The sequence below is a fragment of the Nocardia sp. NPDC059154 genome (assembly GCF_042755705.1).
In the GTDB taxonomy this organism is placed as follows: domain Bacteria; phylum Actinomycetota; class Actinomycetes; order Mycobacteriales; family Mycobacteriaceae; genus Nocardia.
In genome coordinates this window covers 1-17,510 of the sequence record NZ_JBHZCS010000003.1, presented here as the reverse complement: position 1 = coordinate 17,510, position 17,510 = coordinate 1, and the positions used below count along the sequence as shown (strand labels likewise).

General features: G+C 67.5%; 18 protein-coding genes and 1 tRNA gene. 16 read left to right on the top strand and 3 right to left on the bottom strand.

The window, feature by feature from the left end; all coding sequences use genetic code 11:
• Positions 1-5: 5 nt before the first annotated feature.
• The 3 genes from ACFXN1_RS03600 (at position 6) to ACFXN1_RS03590 (ending at position 3,342) form a co-directional block, all read left to right on the top strand.
• Positions 6-1,490, top strand: a complete 1,485-nt coding sequence (locus tag ACFXN1_RS03600) for a serine/threonine-protein kinase (protein WP_379445524.1) — start codon at positions 6-8, stop codon at positions 1,488-1,490.
• Positions 1,491-1,695: 205 nt separating this feature from the next.
• Positions 1,696-2,070, top strand: coding sequence for a hypothetical protein (locus ACFXN1_RS03595; RefSeq protein WP_379445523.1), 375 nt, complete (start codon positions 1,696-1,698; stop codon positions 2,068-2,070).
• Positions 2,071-2,223: 153 nt separating this feature from the next.
• Positions 2,224-3,342 (top strand): BTAD domain-containing putative transcriptional regulator, encoded by a 1,119-nt coding sequence (locus tag ACFXN1_RS03590; RefSeq protein ID WP_379445521.1) that lies wholly within the window; start codon positions 2,224-2,226, stop codon positions 3,340-3,342.
• A 49-nt stretch (positions 3,343-3,391) separates the two neighbouring features.
• On the opposite strand, the gene ACFXN1_RS03585 is transcribed toward ACFXN1_RS03590, so the two are convergent.
• The gene (locus ACFXN1_RS03585; protein ID WP_379395456.1) at positions 3,392-3,616 is read right to left on the bottom strand and encodes a hypothetical protein; all 225 of its coding nucleotides are present in this window, start codon (positions 3,614-3,616) and stop codon (positions 3,392-3,394) included.
• A gap of 365 nt (positions 3,617-3,981) precedes the next feature.
• On the opposite strand from ACFXN1_RS03585, the gene ACFXN1_RS03580 reads away from it, so the two are divergent.
• From ACFXN1_RS03580 to ACFXN1_RS03570, 3 genes are all read left to right on the top strand, one after another.
• Positions 3,982-5,223: a cytochrome P450 gene (locus tag ACFXN1_RS03580; protein WP_379445520.1), complete on the top strand. Its 1,242-nt coding sequence runs from the start codon at positions 3,982-3,984 to the stop codon at positions 5,221-5,223.
• A gap of 73 nt (positions 5,224-5,296) precedes the next feature.
• The gene (locus ACFXN1_RS03575) at positions 5,297-5,521 is read left to right on the top strand and encodes a ribbon-helix-helix protein, CopG family (RefSeq protein ID WP_379395452.1); all 225 of its coding nucleotides are present in this window, start codon (positions 5,297-5,299) and stop codon (positions 5,519-5,521) included.
• Positions 5,518-5,958, top strand: coding sequence for a type II toxin-antitoxin system VapC family toxin (locus ACFXN1_RS03570; RefSeq protein WP_379445518.1), 441 nt, complete (start codon positions 5,518-5,520; stop codon positions 5,956-5,958). The genes ACFXN1_RS03575 and ACFXN1_RS03570 overlap by 4 nt, the downstream gene beginning before the upstream one ends.
• 87 nt (positions 5,959-6,045) lie before the next feature.
• Here the strand turns inward: ACFXN1_RS03570 and ACFXN1_RS03565 are convergent, their stop codons facing one another.
• The gene (locus ACFXN1_RS03565) at positions 6,046-7,077 is read right to left on the bottom strand and encodes a putative zinc-binding metallopeptidase (RefSeq protein WP_379463479.1); all 1,032 of its coding nucleotides are present in this window, start codon (positions 7,075-7,077) and stop codon (positions 6,046-6,048) included.
• A gap of 240 nt (positions 7,078-7,317) precedes the next feature.
• On the opposite strand from ACFXN1_RS03565, the gene ACFXN1_RS03560 reads away from it, so the two are divergent.
• Entirely contained in the window at positions 7,318-7,527 is a 210-nt protein-coding gene (locus tag ACFXN1_RS03560; protein WP_379445516.1) for a hypothetical protein, read from the top strand.
• A 451-nt stretch (positions 7,528-7,978) separates the two neighbouring features.
• Here the strand turns inward: ACFXN1_RS03560 and ACFXN1_RS03555 are convergent, their stop codons facing one another.
• Complete coding sequence (locus ACFXN1_RS03555) at positions 7,979-8,281, bottom strand: hypothetical protein (protein ID WP_379395442.1); 303 nt, start codon at positions 8,279-8,281, stop codon at positions 7,979-7,981.
• Between the two features lie 491 nt (positions 8,282-8,772).
• Here ACFXN1_RS03555 and ACFXN1_RS03550 point away from each other — a divergent pair, with 491 nt between their 5' ends.
• From ACFXN1_RS03550 to ACFXN1_RS03510, 9 genes are all read left to right on the top strand, one after another.
• Entirely contained in the window at positions 8,773-9,060 is a 288-nt protein-coding gene (locus ACFXN1_RS03550; protein WP_379445515.1) for a hypothetical protein, read from the top strand.
• Positions 9,061-9,304: 244 nt separating this feature from the next.
• Positions 9,305-9,379: transfer RNA gene (locus ACFXN1_RS03545), tRNA-Val, on the top strand.
• A gap of 26 nt (positions 9,380-9,405) precedes the next feature.
• Positions 9,406-9,798: a hypothetical protein gene (locus ACFXN1_RS03540; RefSeq protein WP_379445513.1), complete on the top strand. Its 393-nt coding sequence runs from the start codon at positions 9,406-9,408 to the stop codon at positions 9,796-9,798.
• A gap of 305 nt (positions 9,799-10,103) precedes the next feature.
• Positions 10,104-10,382 carry an acyl carrier protein gene (locus tag ACFXN1_RS03535; RefSeq protein WP_379445512.1) on the top strand — a complete coding sequence of 93 codons (279 nt, stop codon included), beginning with the start codon at positions 10,104-10,106 and terminating at the stop codon, positions 10,380-10,382.
• Complete coding sequence (locus ACFXN1_RS03530) at positions 10,379-11,476, top strand: acyl-CoA dehydrogenase family protein (RefSeq protein WP_379445511.1); 1,098 nt, start codon at positions 10,379-10,381, stop codon at positions 11,474-11,476. Before ACFXN1_RS03535 ends, ACFXN1_RS03530 begins: the two co-directional genes overlap by 4 nt.
• Positions 11,473-12,453 (top strand): 3-oxoacyl-ACP synthase, encoded by a 981-nt coding sequence (locus ACFXN1_RS03525; RefSeq protein ID WP_379445510.1) that lies wholly within the window; start codon positions 11,473-11,475, stop codon positions 12,451-12,453. Before ACFXN1_RS03530 ends, ACFXN1_RS03525 begins: the two co-directional genes overlap by 4 nt.
• The gene (locus ACFXN1_RS03520) at positions 12,453-13,478 is read left to right on the top strand and encodes an HAD-IIIC family phosphatase (RefSeq protein WP_379445508.1); all 1,026 of its coding nucleotides are present in this window, start codon (positions 12,453-12,455) and stop codon (positions 13,476-13,478) included. Before ACFXN1_RS03525 ends, ACFXN1_RS03520 begins: the two co-directional genes overlap by 1 nt.
• Positions 13,475-15,307 (top strand): amino acid adenylation domain-containing protein, encoded by a 1,833-nt coding sequence (locus ACFXN1_RS03515; protein ID WP_379445507.1) that lies wholly within the window; start codon positions 13,475-13,477, stop codon positions 15,305-15,307. Before ACFXN1_RS03520 ends, ACFXN1_RS03515 begins: the two co-directional genes overlap by 4 nt.
• Positions 15,304-17,510 (top strand): beta-ketoacyl synthase N-terminal-like domain-containing protein (locus ACFXN1_RS03510; RefSeq protein WP_379463478.1); only part of this gene is annotated, 2,207 nt, incomplete at its 3' end. The genes ACFXN1_RS03515 and ACFXN1_RS03510, both read left to right, overlap by 4 nt.

The following is a 17,510-nucleotide window of genomic DNA, read 5'->3' as shown; positions in this document are numbered from 1 at the left end:
TACCGGTGAGCGGAGACATGAGCCAGGCGGCGCGAAATTCGCGGGTGGGCACGGTATTCGGGCACTACCGGCTCGTGAAGTTGCTCGGTCGCGGCGGTATGGGCGAGGTCTACGAGGCCTACGACACGATCAAGGACCGCACGGTGGCACTCAAGCTGCTGCCCGAAGATCTGGCGGCGGACAACCGCTTCCGGCAGCGGTTCCGCCGCGAATCGCACACTGCCGCAAGGTTGTCGGAGCCGCATATCATTCCGATCCACGACTATGGCGAGATCGACGGGCTGCTCTACATCGATATGCGCCTCATCCGCGGGGCGGACCTCGGCAGCTTGCTGTCCCGTGACGGTCCTATGCCACCGGAACGGGCGGTGACCATCATCGGCCAGATCGCGGCGGCATTGGACGCCGCGCACGCTGACGGACTGATCCATCGAGATATCAAACCGGCCAATATTCTCATCACCGACGGCGACTTCGCTTACCTCGTCGACTTCGGTATCGCCCGCTCGCCGACCGGTCCCGGATTGACCAGCACGGGCACCGCGATCGGAACCTGCGCCTATATGGCACCCGAACGATTCCAGAGTGAAGAGGTCACCCCCCGGACTGATATCTATTCGCTGGCGTGTGTTCTGCACGAGTGCCTCACCGGCACTTGCCCTTACGTCGGCGACGTTATCGAAAGGGTGATCAGCGGCCATTTGTTCGACCCGATTCCGCGTCCCAGTGTGGTGTATCCAGGGGTTCCGATTGCATTCGACGAGGTGATCGCACGGGGCATGGCGAAGGATTCCGACGATCGTTTCGGGACGGCCGCGGAATTGGCGTACGCTGCTCGTCGCGCATTGCACGGTGGGGATCAGCGAATGGCGGGCACGGTCCCGGACGGTACCGCGGCTGCACCCACGGGAACCGAGCTGCCCGCCCGGCGCGGTCGATCGAAACGGCGCAGGTGGTTGATGGTTTCCGCGGCCGTGGTCGTGTCGGCGGCCGGCCTCGGGGTGTGGATCGCCGCTCGCCCGCCGAGCCCCCCGTGGGCCGGGACCTCGAAGCTGTCTGCCGCGGAGGTCGCTTTACTGAAGCTGTTGCCTCCCGGGTATTCCCAGGACACGTGCACGCCCGAATGGCCGCCGACTCCCCGAATAGCGTTGGCGCAGTTGCATTGTGCGGGCGGCGATCCTCCGGATTCGGTCCCGTCGGCTCGCTATCTTTCCTTCGCCGACGTCACCTCGCTGCGGGATGCCTATACGTTGTACGCCGACCATCTTCAGATCGTCGATTGCCCGGACGGCAGTCGGCCGCACTCCTTTACGGCGCCCGGGCGAGCCCAGCCGACAGGGCAGGTCGGATGCTACCTGTCCACCGATAATCCGCCGATGGCCGGCGTTTTCTGGACCTCGGAGCCCGATCGCGTCCTGGGATTCGCGGTTGGTCACTCCGACCGGGCGCAGCAGTTGTTCGCCTGGTGGCAGCAGGTCTCATCGAGGTAATCGAGCCCGGAGAACTTCGTGAGAAGTCGGGAAGAATCGGCTCGCATCCTTTTTCTCCTCAGACACTCCACACCCGAGAAGAAGGAGTCACCACTATGTTCACCAACCGCACTCGATCCGTCGCCCGGACCTCCGCAGTCGCCGCGATCATCGGAATCTCCGCACTGGGAGCGGGTATCGCCTCGGCGGCGGCCACGCCGCCCCCGTGCCGGAGCAGTCCGCCGTTGCCTTCGGAGGCGAGGGCATGATCACCGTCGATCTGGCGCAGCCCGATAGCTGCACCGTGGACGCGCTGCAGAACGGCCAGATTCAGGACACCAGTTTCGACGGCCTTTTCGGACCGGTGGCCGAGTACACCCTCAGCGGGCTGGACGGCCTGTCGCTGGGCGTCTACGACATCCACATCGTGTGCGGTGACGACAACGACGTGACCACCTTCGACCAGTACATCTACGGCGTCGAGGTCACCGGCTCCGACTCCGGGTGGAACTACGACAACCCGGACAACAGTCTCTCGCCCGACGATCAGGGGCTGGATGGCATCCCGTTCGACGGTGTCGGCGGCGCCGACGGCGTGTAGTCGTCGCCACGCAGAATCGTCGACGTACCTCCGGCCGGCGAGTGAGCGGGGGCGCTGCACCGATGCAGGCGCCCCCGGTTCGCTGCTCGGCGAGGGATAATCGACTTGATCATGCGGGTGCGGCCCAGCGGCAATCCTCGGAGCGGACAGAGCATGCCCAGCGAACGTCTTCGATTCCGGCTCCTCGGCCCGTTGCGGATGACGATCGACGGGATCGAGCAGAGGCTCGGCGGGCCCCGGCAGCGCGCCGTGCTCGCGATGCTGGTCATCAACCGCCGCCGGGCGGTCTCGGTGGAGGCGCTCGCGCAGGCGGCCTGGGGCGAGGAACTCCCGTCGGACATCCGGGCCGGCATGCAGGTGGTGATCTCCACCCTGCGGAAGTTGTTGCGCGACGCCGGAATCGATCCCCGAGCCGTCCTCGCCACGGTCGCACCGGGGTACCGGCTCACCATCGACGACCGGTCCTGCGATCTGGGGCGATTCCTGGCCGAGAAGACGCTCGGTCTTCGATCGATGGCCGATCGTCGCTTCGGTGAGGCGACCGACCATTTCACCGCAGCCCTCGACGAATGGCATGGCCCGGCGCTCGCCGACCTGCGTGAGCTGTCCTTCGCGGACTCGTTCGCCACCGCGCTGGAGGAAGAACGGCTGATCGCCCTCACCGCCCGCGCGGAAGCGGAGATCGCCCGGGGCCGGGCGCAGGAGATCACGCCGGAACTGATGACCCTGGCCGCCGAGCACCCGCTGCGCGAACCCCTCTGGTGCCAGCTGATCTCGGCGCTCTATCTGTGCGGGCGTCAGTCCGATGCGCTGGGCGCCTGCCGGCAGCTGCGCAGCGCGCTCGCGGACGAGCTGGGCATCGATCCGAGCCGCCAGCTACAGGAGCTCGAGGGCCGGATACTGCGGCAGGAGCCGCTGCCCGCGCAGGAGGCCGCGGCCGCGACCGCCGCGGTGGCGGTCACGATCATCGACGAGCGTTCGCCGTCGGCAACCGCGCAGCTTCGCGACGACACCGGGAAGATCATCCGCCTCGGGTCCACAGCGCTGTGCATCGGACGTCTGCCGGACAACGATCTGGTGCTCTCGCACGGCAAGGTCAGCCGCCATCACGCGGTCATCGTGGACACCGGCCTGAGCTTCGTGATCCGCGACCTGCGATCGTCCAACGGGGTGTTCGTGCACGGTGAGCGGATCAGCGACAGCGCGGTGCTGTCCGACGGTGACGAAATCCGGATCGGTACCAGCGATTTCGTCTTCGAGCTGGTGGAATAGCCGGTCCATCGGAGATCTCCGATGGACCGGCCATCGTCGAACGGCAGAGCTAGTGGTGCTGCAGTTTCCGCTTCATCTCCTTGGTTCGGTCCTCCATGTCCGACCGCGCCCGCTGGCCTTCTCGCTTCATGCCGTCGCCCACCCGGTCCATATCGCGCTTGGCGTCGTCGGCCAAACGGTCCACGTCACGTTCCATGCGCTGGCCCTGGTCCTTCATGCCCTGCTTGGCCTTGTTTGCCGTCTGGCTGGGTTTTCGGCCCTTGCGATCAGACATTTCAACCTCCGCATTGGTAGGTTCCGTCCGAACTATGAGATCGGACGCGGATGACACCGCGTCCGCCGAATCTCCGTGCGCTGTGCAGCTCTCCCCGCCGCTCCGGCGACGATCACTGACAACCGGATACCGCAGCAACTGTCTAGACAACAATTGCGCCTCGTAAAGCCTGCGACGCCGGATCACCCTTGTCAATGATTTCGTCGAACCCGGCCGGATTCCCCCGGTCGCATACGCCGCGCGGAAAAGAACGCGATGGGCACACGGGGGAGCGCTCGCGTCGGTAGGGTGACACCTCGGTCCGGGTCCGGGACGTGCGGTGTCGGGCGTCGGTGGAGTGCTGCGCAGTATGTGGAGTGGGTTCGATGTCAGAGTCAGTGCCGACCGCGGGCGGCCGGTATGCCGCGGTAGTCGATGCCGCCGGTGCGCGGGTGCCCATCTACACGCCGGAGTTCGCGGCCGACCCACACCGGGTCTATCGGGAGATGCGGGACAAGTTCGGGGCGTTGGCTCCGGTGGAGTTGGCGCCCGGGGTGCCGGCCACACTGGTGCTCGGATATCGCACGGCGGTAAGGATTCTCAACGACCCGGACCGTTTTCCCGCCGATCCACGGGAGTGGCAGGCAGGGGTTCCCGCCGACTGTCCGGCCCTGCCGATGATGCAGTGGCGGCCGAATGCCTTGCGTAATGCGGGAATCGAGCACGCGCGGTACCGGCGGATCAATACCGCCGGGCTGGCCGGAATCGATCAGTACGGTCTGCAGGGCACGGTGGAACGGGTCGCGGTGTCGCTGATCAATACGTTCTGTACGTCCGGGTCGGCAGATCTGGTGCGCGACTACGCTTTTCCGCTGGCATTCCGGGTGCTCAACCACCTGCTCGGCTGCCCGGTGGACATCGCGGGGCAGGCGGCGGAGGGTTTCCGCGCCATCTTCGAGGGCGTCGGCGCGGAACAGGGCAACAAACTGCTCGTGGACGCTCTGCTGCGGCTGACCGTGTACAAACGAGCGCACCCGGGCGACGACGTCACTACCCGCATGCTCCGCCATCCCGCCGATCTGAGCGAGACCGAAATGGTGCACCAGCTGGCCACGCTCTACGGCGCGGGTATCGAGCCGCAGCAGAATCTGATCGCCAATACGCTGCTGCTGTTCCTGGTGGACGACCGGTTCCGCGGCAGTGCGCTGGGCGGCAGCCTGTCCACCCGGGACGCGCTCGACGCGGTGCTCTTCGACGATCCCCCGATGGCGAACTTCTGCATCAGCTTTCCGCCCCGGCCCGTTCTCCTGGACGACCACTGGCTGCCCGCGCACCAACCGGTCGTCATCAGCATGGCGGCCTGCAATACCGATCCGGCCATCCGCGACAAGGAGCTGGCGGGTAACCGTTCGCATCTTGCCTGGGGTGCGGGCCCGCACTCCTGCCCCGCCAATTCGCTGGCCTATCTGATTGCCCAGGAGGCCGTCGACCAGCTGCTCGACGCCCTCCCGGAAATCCAGCTGGCGGTCCCGGCCCCCGAATTGTCTTGGCGGCCAGGACCGTTCCATCGCGCCCTGACCGCCCTCCCGGTCGTCTTCACACCCTCGCCGCCGCTGCCCGAGGTGTGAGAGCTGCGGGTGCCACCGGGTGCTTGCCGCCGTCTCCCCCCCGCGGTGGTATCACACGTAGTATCATCACGTTGTGGCCTGGACGATGCGTTTTCCCGCCGATGAAGAGGCTGCGCTCGAGGCGCAAGCCGAGACCGAAGGGCGCTCCAAGCACGAGATCACCCGGGACGCGGTTCGGGAGTACCTCATGCGGCATCGTCGCTGGGAGGAGCCGCTGGTCGACGATGAGGACACCTTCGATATGGGTGGTCCAATCGGCAAGGACGATATCCACGATGCGATGAATCGGCCCGCATGATTGTCGTCGCGGATACTTCGGGCTTGCTCGCGTTGTTCAATCGGTCCGATCCCGAGCATTTCGCGGTCCGACGGGCGGCGGATGCCGCGAGCGCCCTGGTGGTGAGCCCGCTGACGCTGACCGCGGTGCATCATGTGGCGAGCGTCCGTGCCGGCCGGAAGGTCGCCGATGCGGTGCTGGGCAAACTGGCCGACCGTATCGCAGTTACTCGTATTGTGCTCGGGGAAATCGGTGCCGCACAGTTGCGTTCGGCTCTGGAGTTGCGTTCGGCATACTACGACCTCAATCTCGATATCGTCGATGCGACCTGCGTCGTGCTGGCCGACCACTTCGACACCGATCGGATCTTGACGTTGGACCGCAGGGACTTTCGCACGCTCCGGCCGTTGAGCCGCTACTCCGCCTTCCAGATCCTCCCAGATGACTTCGCTGGGTAGCAGCGATGCGGGTCGAGTGGGGCCCTTGGCTCGGTGGGATGGTTGGAGGCCGTCCAGCGTCGATTCGGCGTGGATGGTTTCGGGCGGCTATGTCCGGTTTACCGAAGCTGTTGCGCGGCCGATCAACTCGTGGATGAATCGCATCTTGTCCAGTGCCGCCGGGGTCAGGACGAAGGGATAGAGGTCGGGGTGGCCCATCGATCGGTTGACCTGGTTGAGGGCCCATGACAGTGGCAGCCAGTGCTCGATGAGGCCATCGAAACCGGTGTTGGCGGGTAGCCGCACTTCTGATCGGGTGCTTGCCGAGGTCATCGCGAATGATGCTGCGGTATCGAGGGTTTCACGGATGTGGAGGTAGTGGGCGAAGGTCTCGGCCCAATCCTCGACGGGATGCATTGCGGCATACGAGGAGACGAACCGATCCGGCCAGTCCGGTGGCGGGCCGATCCGATAGTTCCGGTCCAGTGCGGCCACATAGTCCTCGTCGGGGTCGCCGAACAGTGCTTCGAATCTCGGCTCCCGCAGGCCGTCGCCCACCAGAACCTGCTGGTAGTGGTGGCCGAGTTCGTGGCGGAAGTGGCCCACGAGCGTCCGGTATGGCTCGTCCATCGATACGCGGAGTCGTTCGCGGTGCACATCGTCGCTTTCGGCGAGGTCCAGCGTGATCAGCCCGCTGTGGTGGCCGGTCGTCACCTCCTCACCCGCGCTGGACAACAGATCGAAAGCCAGGCCGTGGTCGGGATCCTCGTCTCGCCCGACGATCGGCAACCCGAGTTCGTTCAGCTCGAAGATCACCCGCCGCTTGCTCGTCTCGGCTTCGGCGAATTGGGCCAGCGCCAGGGAGTTGTCGTCCGCGGGCCGGGTTCGGGTCAACCGGCACGAACGGCACAATTCACCGCTGGCCCCGGTTGCCGCTGGGACCAGCCAATTGCACCGGGCGCGCTGCAGATTGCCGCATGTCCGCCAGCGCTGACCGTCGACAGTGGTCGTCCCGCGCGTATCGAGGACGAGCAGGGCGCGACTGGGCAGGTGAAACCCCAGTGCCCCGCCGCACCTCAGGCAGACCGAATTCTCGAACGACAATCGCTGTCCGCACCGACCACACGTGAAGTCTCGCAAGGGATTCCTTCCAGTCGTACCTTCTGCGATTCCCGCATTCATCGTTTGGACCCCTGGCTGCGGGTACCCCCGAAGAGCAGGCGTCGGGCGTGTCGCCCGGGCCGGATGTGAGGTATCGACAATGACCACGGAAGGAGCGTCGGAGTTTCCGCCGCTCGACGGCGCTGCGGATCTTTCCCGCGCGACGCAGCTGCAGCAGGGAGAGGTGCTGGCCGACAGCCGGAACTGGGCTTCGCGTTGATGTTCTTCGGCGTCCTCGCCACTGCCGTCGCGTTCCTGGCCCTCTGGCTGTATCGGCCGACCCTGGGCCTGGTCGGCACGATCCTGGCCGCCGTCGGCCTCGTCGGCGGCGCCGCGCTCATCGTCCTGGAACGACGCAGGCGAACGACGGCGACGACCGACATTGACGAGCCGATCGTCTGGCGTCCAGCCGGGCCGCCGCGGTATTGAGTCTGACCCGGTGCAGCGATGTGGTGTTGAGATGGCGGACCGATCCAGAGTCGAGAAGCTATCCGTCGGTCGAATCATTCTCGGCCGAAACGCTTTTGCGCAGGATGCGGAAATCACGCTGCAGATCGCTGAGCGATACCGCACACACCCGGCCGCCGCCGACAGGTCGAACCTCCGCGTACGGAATCGGGTTGTGTCGCACCGCTGTGACCTGAATGGAAGCACCGAGCGCGGTGTCGTGGATGGGGACCAGACGCGTTCCTTTTGCGATTTCCACGGTTCTCGACCTCCGGGTGTATGCCGCGATCTGTTTCGTATTCGCGTACCCGCCTCGGCGTCGGTCAAACGGCACCAGGTCGTCTTCACGCCCTCGGCGCCCCGGCTCGAGCGGTGAGGGTCATGGGGAACCGAAGCCTGGCCAGGCGCGATGCGCTGGCCAGGTGCACAGTCGTCAGTTGATGGAGAAGCTGCCCGCCATCGGGGGCGTGCCGGCCGCTCCGGCCGCCACGGTGCCGATCGGATCGCCCGAGCAGTCGATGCTGGCGTAGAAGGTGGCGTCCTGGTCGGTCGAGTTCGTCACGGTAGTCGTGTCCAGGTCGGTGAGCTTTATCCGGACACAACCGGACGGGTTGACGAGAACCCTGCCGTTCGAGACCAGGGTGCCGGTCGACGCGCCCGCGGTCGCGGGCACCAGCACCGCCACCATCCCGGCCACCGCGGCAGCGCCGAGTACTCCAGCAATACGCAACTTCATTGGATCCTCCGTGGTGAATCTGCACCCGATCGCTCGGGCACCGTAACCCTGGCAAAGTACACCGGCCGAAGGCGCCGCCATGTATCCACCAAAATACGACCGTGTTTCGGCATGCGACCGGACCGCTGCCCGCGAATGCCCCACCAGTGCAAACGATTACCCTGGCGCCGGGCTTTTCGCTTACTCCCGATCGAGCGAGTCGCGGCGGCTGTCGGACAACCGATCCAGACCGGCCATCCGGGTTTCGTCTTCACGCCGATCACGTACTGGCCGGGGCGGTTGGGACCGGTCACCGACCCGGACCAAGCGCGAGAATGGCCCGAACTGGTGCTGCTGTCGGCTCCCGGGCATGTGCAAGACGAGTCGCGGCGCCCAGTAACTAGAGATGGTGCTGCGGGCGCTCGGGACCTTCGGGCCCGAGGGGCCTGATCTACTATGACTACATCAGCGCGCGACTGCCTGAGGCAGCCCGTATCGAGCTGGAGGCCATCATGTCGATTTCGGTCGAGAACTACCAGTGGGAGAGCGAATTCGCCCGGCGTCACCAGGCGATCGGTCATGCGGAAGGCGTGGCGGAAGGTCGGGCGGAAGGCATGGCCGAAGGCCGGGCCGAGGGGGAGGCTTCGGCGATTCTCACGGTTCTGCGCGCTCTGGGGATCGAGGTTGACGGGCCCGCCCGTGAGCGGATTCTGGCATGCGCTGATCTGGAGCGGCTGTCGGATTGGCTGACCCGGGCTGTCACGGTGGCCGCGGTCGCCGAGCTGTTCGATTCGCCGTAGCGCCGGCTCGCTCCTGCGGATCTGGCCATGGCCGCCCACGTCGAAGACAACGTCACTGCCGCTGAAATCGCCCTCACTGCAGCAGAATTCGACGCCCCGGCCGACACCGACCGAGTCGGCTACCACGCGTCGCAGCGAGCGATGGTGCACCCGATTTGGCATGACGGTGGGTGGACGCGCTAATGTTCTCTCAGCCGGAGCGGGGAGACCCCGAGCCGGACAGTCGCCTCGAGCGACGAGCTACGGTTCTATAGCTCAGCGGGAGAGCACTCGCTTCACACGCGAGGGGTCGCTGGTTCGATCCCAGCTAGAACCACCATAAAGGAAGCCGCAGGTCAGAGACCTGTGGCTTCCTTCGTTCCACTACAGCAGTTCGGAACCGGTGCTATTGAGGTGCAAAAAGGCAACCGGTCGGTGTTCGAACCCAGCAAGGGGTTGTGCGGGCAGGGGCTGGAGTGGCTGTTGTGGCTTACAAATGTCCACGGCGGTTACCTGCTCGGTGAACATCTGCTCATCGGTTACTTCTGGCGTGGCAGTTCGTGGCCGGTTGTGCCGGACCAATCCACATCACCCGCGTCCTGGGCGATTTGGTCTGCCATTGCCGCCCACAGGCCTGCGGGCGGCAGAACCGGCACCGTTGTGGATGCGCGGGTCGCGGCGGCTATGGATGCATCAATCCAATTGTGCACCAGTATGTTTCATCAACATATTGACGGATTGGCAACTCGTGACTGGTGACAGCACGGCATAGCTGGTGGATGATTCCCGTGTTGGGAACGGGCGGGTGCGTACGGCGGCGAGGGTGCTGCCCGGAGGATGCTGGGTGTTCGAGTGGGGATAGAACACACGTTCTCGCGTCAGCGTGAGGCCAGAACGTGCTCGGGTGTTGCGCGAGGCGGGACTCGAACCCCGCTGCATCGCATCCGTGCCGGTCCGCCCGTGAAACCCGGGGCTTGTCCGGGAGAAGCCGCGATGGTGTCGTGGTCTACGCGGGAGGACGGGTTGACGTGCTCGCCGTGAGAGGTCGTTGAGAGGGAGTGTTGGTGGAGGATCTGGAGCCGGGCGTGCGGCATGGGGCGGAGCTGACGCAGGAGTTGCTGGCCTACTTCGGGTCGATGGCCGAGATCGAATTGGCGCCGGAGGACGACATTTTCGCGCTCGGACTGGTGAATTCACTGCGGGCGCTGGAGATTGTCGTGCACGTGGAGAGCACCTACGGGATCTCGGTCGATGTCGATGATCTCGAGCTCGACAACTTTCGGAGTGCCGCGCGTGCGGCGGCCTTCGTTGTGCGCAAGCAGGGCGGGAACAGCCACTCGTGATCGAAGTGGACGACCTCGTGCAGGCTGCGGCCCGCGATGCGGCACGGTGGGATCGGGACGGTCTGCCCGACGAGATGATCGAGCTTGCGGCTCGGAACGGGCTGCTGGGAGCGGATCGGCCCGCGTGCTTCGGTGGTGCGGAGCTCGATGCGCGGGAGCTCGGGCGATTGGCCGCGACGCTCGGGCACGCGTGCACCAGCCTGCGTTCGCTGGTGACCGTGCACGGCATGGTGGCCGCCGCAGTGGATCGGTGGGGTACGGCCGCGCAGCGCGAGGCGTGGCTGCCCCGGCTCACCGCCGGTGAGGTCATCGCCGCGCTGGCGGCGACCGAAGCCGGCGCCGGAACCGAGTTGTCCGCTGTCGCTACGGCTTTCGAGTCCGAGGGCACGGATGTCCTGGTGTCCGGCACTAAGCTGTGGGTGACCTTCGGTCAGCGTGCGGACGTCTACCTCGTGCTCGGTCGAGCGCCGGGCGGACTGTGTGCCGCACTGGTGGATCGGGACCGGCCCGGGGTCGGTGTGGAACCTGCCGAGAGCGGTCTCGGGTTGCGCGGCGCGCGGCTGGCGACCGTCCGGTTCGACCGCGTGCGCATACCCGCCACCCAGCTGATCGCACCACCGGGGTTCGGTCTGTCCCATGTCCTCGGCACCGCATTGGATCACGGCCGCTACACCGTCGCCTGGGGTGGTGTCGGGCTGGCCCGCGCCTGCCTCGGCGATGCGGCCGCCCATGCGGCCGCCCGCGTCCAGGGCGGCACCGCGCTGGCCGAACATCAGCTGATCCGCGCCGCGCTCGGCCGCTGCTGGGCGGATGTGGAAGGTGCGCAAGCCCTCTGCGAACGCGCGGCCGATGCGCGGATCACGGGATCGCCCCAGGCGCTGATCTTCACGATTGCCGCCAAATACGCCGCGGCCGGCGTCGCGGCGGCGGTCAGTGAACGGGCCGTGCAGGTACTCGGCGCGGCGGGCTGCGCACCGGACAGCCGGATCGGCCGCTTCTATCGCGACGCCAAAGTCATGCAAATCATCGAGGGAGCACAGGAGGTCGCCGAGGTGGCCATGGGCGAGCACGTCATGCGGGGTGCGCGATCATGAACGAACGCGTGCTGCTGGGTCCGGTCGCGACCTGGTTCCCGGACCGGACCGCCGCGGTCGCCACGCTGGGGGAGTTGGCCGATCTGCCCACGAACCGCCGGGAACACGCCCTGGCCCTGGGCATCGACACGGTGCGCACCGCTGACGATATGACCGAGGTCGATCTCGCCGCCGAGGCGGCACGCGCGGCGCTGGACGAGGCCGGTCTCGCGGCCGCCGATCTGGACGCGCTGATTCTGGTCACCGGCCGCGCGCCGCAGTATCTGCTCGCCTCGGAAGCGACCCGACTGCAACACCGGATCGGCGCGGCCCGCGCCTTCACCACGGCGGCCGGGGACCTCGGCTGTGTATCGGTCTCCGCCGCACTGACTCTGGCCGCGAGCCTGGTTCGCGCGGATGCCCACTGCCGCAATGTTCTGGTGGTCACGGCCGCCAGGACGCCCACCCGGAATCGCTACCGCGCCCCCATGACATTGCTCGGTGACGGCGCGGCCGCACTGCTGGTCACCACCTCCGGCCCCGGCCGCTGGGAGTTCGTCGACCAGATCGTGCGCAGCGAAGGCAAATACGCGGACCTGTTCCGCATCGACTACCGCGATATCGGCTCCGGCGACTGGGCCGAGGTGTGCGCGGACGAGTCCACCTACTCGTTCCGGCTCGCGGTCGAGAGCAAGAAGCGATTCGACGCCATTATTCCGGAGCTGCTGCGACGCAATGGCATTCGAGACGGCGAGGTGGGAACGATCCTCATGCAGAATCTGTCGGCCGGCGCCTTCGCCTTCTGGGAGGAGGCCCTGGACCGCCCCGTCGACAAGGTCTGCCGAACCAATCTCGCGGCCTACGGCCACCTGGGCTCGATGGACATGCTGGTCAATCTGGAGGCCGCCGCGGCCACTCGTGCATCCGGTGAATACGCGCTGTTGTTGAACAGCAGCCCGGTCGCCGCGTGGAGCGCCGGCCTGCTACGGAGGGTGTAATGGCGGCGACGGTGAAGTGCCTGGTCTGGGATCTCGACGATACGGTGTGGCCCGGCGTTGTGCTGGAGTCGGACGGCGGTACGCCGAAACCGGAAGTGCTGCGAACGATCCGGACACTGGATGAACGCGGCATTCTGCATGCCGTAGCAAGTCGTGGCGAACCAGACGTTGCCACAGCGCATTTGCGCATGCACGGTATCGAGGACATGTTCTCGGCCGTCGAGATCGGCTGGGGTCCCAAGTCGGAGGCCATTCGCCGGATCGCGGAATCCCTCAATATCGGCCCGGATACGATCGCCTTCGTCGACAATGATCCGGTCGAGCTGGCCGAGGTGGCCGCCGTCCTCCCGGAGGTCCGGTGCTACCCTGCCGACCGGATCGCCGAACTCCCCGGCCTCTCCGAATTCACCACGGCCACAACGACATCCGAGGCACGGCAGCGCCGGTTGCTGTATCGCGCGGAACGGGAGCGCAAAGCATCCGAAGCCGAATTCAGCGGCTCGGACGCGGATTTCCTGGCCTCGCTGGATCTGGTCATGACCGTCGGCCAGGCGACCGAGGCGGATCTGGTTCGCGCACACGAGCTGACCGAACGCACCCACCAGCTCAACACCACCGGCGCCACCTTCGACATGGACGAGCTGCGGGCATTGTGCGCGTCCCCGCGCCATGAGGTGCTCGTCGCTTCCCTGACCGACCGTTTCGGCGGCTACGGCACGATCGGGCTGGCGGTGACCGAACGGCGCGGCCCCGATGCGGTGCTGCTCCTGCTGCTCATGTCCTGTCGTGTCATGTCGCGCGGCGTCGGCACGACTCTCATCGCCGAGGTGGTGCGCCGTGCCCACGCGGCCGGTTTGCGGCCTGCGGCGGAATTCGTTGCCACACCACGGAATCGGGTCATGCTCGTGACTTTGCGCTTCGCCGGGTTCGAAGTGGCCGAGAAGGACGGCGATCGCATCCTGCTCGTGTGCACCGTGCCCGCCGAGAACATCGGCGGCACCGGTCATGTCGAGGTGGTTCGATGAGCGTGGATCTGCTCGGCGGCCTGATGCGCCAGTTCGAGCGGGTGCCCGATCGTCTCGCGGTCGTGGTCGGGGATCGGTCTCTCACCTACCGCGAACTGGACACCGCGACAACGGCTCTCGCACGCCGCCTGCTCGTGGCCGGGGTGCGGCCCGGGCAGACGGTCGTCGTCTACCAGCAGCAGCACCTGGACACCGTGATCGGCATGATCGCGGCCCTGCGCGCCGCTGCGGCCTGGTGTGTCATCGAACCCGGCCACGGCGGCGAGTCGTCGCTCGGTGCGGTGCTGGAGGCGCTGGACTGTGCCGCGGTGATCATCGATGGCCGGGATCCGCTCACTCCGGGCGATGCGGCGGCGGTGCTGGCGGACGCGACGATTGGTCCGGCGGTGATCGATATCGCGGCGCGGGTGGATCCACCCGAGATCCCGCTGCCCGGCCCGCCGCCGCGGCTCGCCCCGGCCTATGCCATCACCACCTCCGGCTCCACCGGTGTTCCGAAGGCGGTGGTCGTGTCGCGCGCGAACCTCGCCACCCAGATCGGGTCCCGGAACAATGCGCACACCGACGGTGCGCTGGTCACCTTCTCGGCCCTGCGGCTGATCTGGGACGGTTCCCTGCTGGGTGTGGTCTGGCCGCTCGCGGTCGGCGGCACCAGCGTGTTTCCCGATTACCGGATGGTGCGAGATGTCGACGCCGTCGCCGAACTCGCTCGCAGCCGGGGTGTTTCGCATTTCATCGCGACGCCGTCGTTCTATCGGCTGGCGCTGCCACGGCTGGCCGAGCTACGGCCGACGCTGCGAACGGTGATCCTGGCGGGGGAGGCGGTCCCGCCGCGCCTGGTGGACGAGCACCGCGAAGTACTGCCCGCCGTGGCGCTGCACAACGAATACGGCCCCACCGAGGCGACGATCACCTGCATCGGCCCGTACGTCGCGGACACGCCGCGGCGGGTCGTCCCGATGGGAAAGCCGGCCGCGGGCACGACGGCTCACCTGCTGGACGACAAGCTGCGCCCCGTGCGCAGCGGCACTCGCGGCGACCTGTACCTCGGTGGCGGGCAGATCGCCGACGGTTATGCGGCCCGTCCCGGACTGACCGCGACTCGATTCGTGGCCGACCCCTTCGCCGCCGAACCGGGTGCTCGCATGTACTGCACCGGCGACCTCGCCCTCGCGGACACGAACGGTGACATCGAATTTCACGGCCGGGTCGACAATCAGGTGAAGGTCCGTGGCGTGCGGATCGAACGCGGCGCGGTGGAGGCGGTGCTCGAAGACCATCCCGCCGTGCGTGAAGCGGTCGTGCTGCCGGTCGCCGATGTCGACGACTCGGTGTATCTGGCCGCCTTCTGGGTGCCGCTGGACACCGCGGCGACCACGCCCGCATCGAGCGCGCTGGCCGGATTCTGCGCTGAACGCCTCGTGCCGGAAGCGGTTCCGGCACGGTTCGTGACCGTCGATGCCCTTCCCATCACGCCGGGCAGCAGCAAGCTCGACGAGGCGGCGTTGCGCGCGTTGCTGACCGGTTCCACGGTCCGGCAGGCGGTGTCGCGGGACGACTGGACCGAGACCGAGCGTGCCCTCGGCGAGATCTGGTCGGAGGTGCTGCTGCACGACGAATTCGATCGCGCGGACCGCTTTCTCGACGTGGGCGGCAACTCCCATCGCGTGGTCGCTCTGCACATGCGTCTGCAGGTGCGCTGGCCGGACGCCATCTCGGTGGGCCTGCTGTTCGATCTGGACACCGTGGCCGCGCAGGCGGCCGCACTGCCCGCCGACCTGTTGCAGCCCGCCGCACCGGCGGACGTTCCCCTGGCATTCGAAGTGTGAAGGACATCGTGACCGCACCCGCACCACGCGACGGCGACATCGCCGTCATCGGCATCGGCGCGCGCTTCCCGGACGCGGCGAGCCTCGACGAGTTCCGCGAGAACCTCGCCGCCGGAAGGGATTCGATCGGCCCCATGCCGGAGTCTCGTGCCTCGGCGACCGCCCTGGACCGCCGCGTCCGGTATCTGCCCATGGGGCACCTCACCGATATCCACACCTTCGACTACGCGTTCTTCGGCCTGTCCAAACGCGAAGCGGCCCTGATGGATCCGCAGCAGCGGATCGCCCTGGAGCTGGCGCACCGCGCCATCGAGGATGCCGGCTACGCACCAGCCACCCTGCGCGCGGCCACCACCGCGGTGGTGTTCAGCGCGCCCATGCCCAGCTATCACGCCATGGCCGTCGACCCGGGCCCCCTCGCCATGCTGGGCAATCTGCCCTTCGGCGTCCCCGCCCGCATCGCACACCTGCTCGGCTTCGACGGCCCCTGCTACGCCGTCGACAGCGGCTGCAACGCCTCCCTCATCGCCGTCCACCACGCCTGCCGCGAATTGCGCAGCGGCGACGCCGACTACGCGCTGGCCGGCGGGGTCAGTGTCCGCGCGCACGGCGCTCCGGCCTGGGCCGTGCAGACCATGACCGAGATCGCCTCACCGAGCAGCCGGGTCCGAGCCTTCGACGCCGACGCCGACGGCACAGTCCCCGGCGAAGGCGGTGCGGCGCTGCTGCTGACCACGCTCGAGCGTGCCCGCGCCGACCGTGCTCCGGTCTACGCGGTCATCCGGGGCAGCGCGGTCCTGCACAATGGCCATGCCGCCGCAACCATCAGCACCCCCAGCGCCGCCGCGCAGGCCCGGGTCATCGCGCGCGCCTGGCGCAAGGCCGGTGCCGATCCCCGTGATGCCGGATACCTCGAAGCCCACGGCTCCGCCACCCGGCTGGGCGACGCCGTCGAGCTGGAGGGCCTGCGCACCGCGTTCGCCGAGCGCGCCACCGCCCTCCCGATCGGATCGGTGAAGACCAATATCGGCCACCTCGATCACGCCGCCGGTGTGGCCGGCCTGGTGAAGGCCGTCCTGTCGGTCGCCGACGGACAACTCTTCCCCTCGCTCCACTTCCACCGTCCCACTGGCGATCTCGACTTGGCCGCGGCCGGCCTCGAGGTGGTCACGCAATCGAGACCGTGGCGGAGCGACGGCCCGCGCCTGGCGGGTGTCAGCTCCTACAGCCTCGGTGGCGCCAACGCCCACTGCGTCGTGCAGCAGGCCCCCGATGCGGTACCGCAGCCGGAAGCCGAACCGGCCGAGGCGAGTCGCGAGCCGGTGCCCCGGCTGATCGGGGTTTCGGCGCGGACGGCGACGGCGCTCGCGGACCTGTGCGGCTCGCTGGCGGGGCGTATGCGGGACGATTCGATCGATCTCGCGGATGTGGCGTTCACGCTCGGCCGGGGCCGTGCGCACTTCGGCCATCGCATCGCGGTATGTGCGAGCAGCACCACGGAATTGGCCGATCTGCTCGAAACGCGCGGCGCTGCAGTCGATTCGGACGGTGTGCAGCCGGTTGCGCCGCGAGTGGCGCTGTTGCTCTCGCCGGGTGCTCTGCCGACCGGGCAAGGTGGCACCGCACTGCCGGAACAGCTGCCCGCGAACGGGGAGACGGCCGCAGTGCTCGCAGCACAGCTCGCGGTGCACGATCGATTGCGGGCCTGTGGGATTCAGTTCACGGCCGTGCTCAGCGGGGGCGCGTCGAAGTTCGCGGCACGCTATCTGCTCGGGTCGCGGGAGCCTGTCGATCCGGGCGAATTGGCTGTTGCCGCGGAGACCCCCGCGGTGGACCGGTCGCGTCTGCTCGCGGCGGCGGAAATGCTGTTGCGGGATGGGCCGGTCGTCTTCGTCGATCCCAGCCGGGAGGGCATGCTCGGGCGGTACCTCACCGAGGATCTCGCGGGTCGTGCGGATGCCGAGATCCTGTTCGGCTCGGCCGATTCCGCGGGGGCGCTCGGCATCCTGAGTCGGCTCTACGAGCGTGGAGTGGATCTCGACTGGGCGCGGGTGCAGGGCGGGGCCGGTCGCAGGCTGCGGTTGCCCGGGCACCCGCTGCACGGCGCCCGGTGCTGGGTCGAACTGCCCACTGCGGCGCAGCATGCCGAGATCGCGTCCGAGCCCGTCGAAGCCGTCGCCGCGCCCGAGCCTCCGGTGGTCGC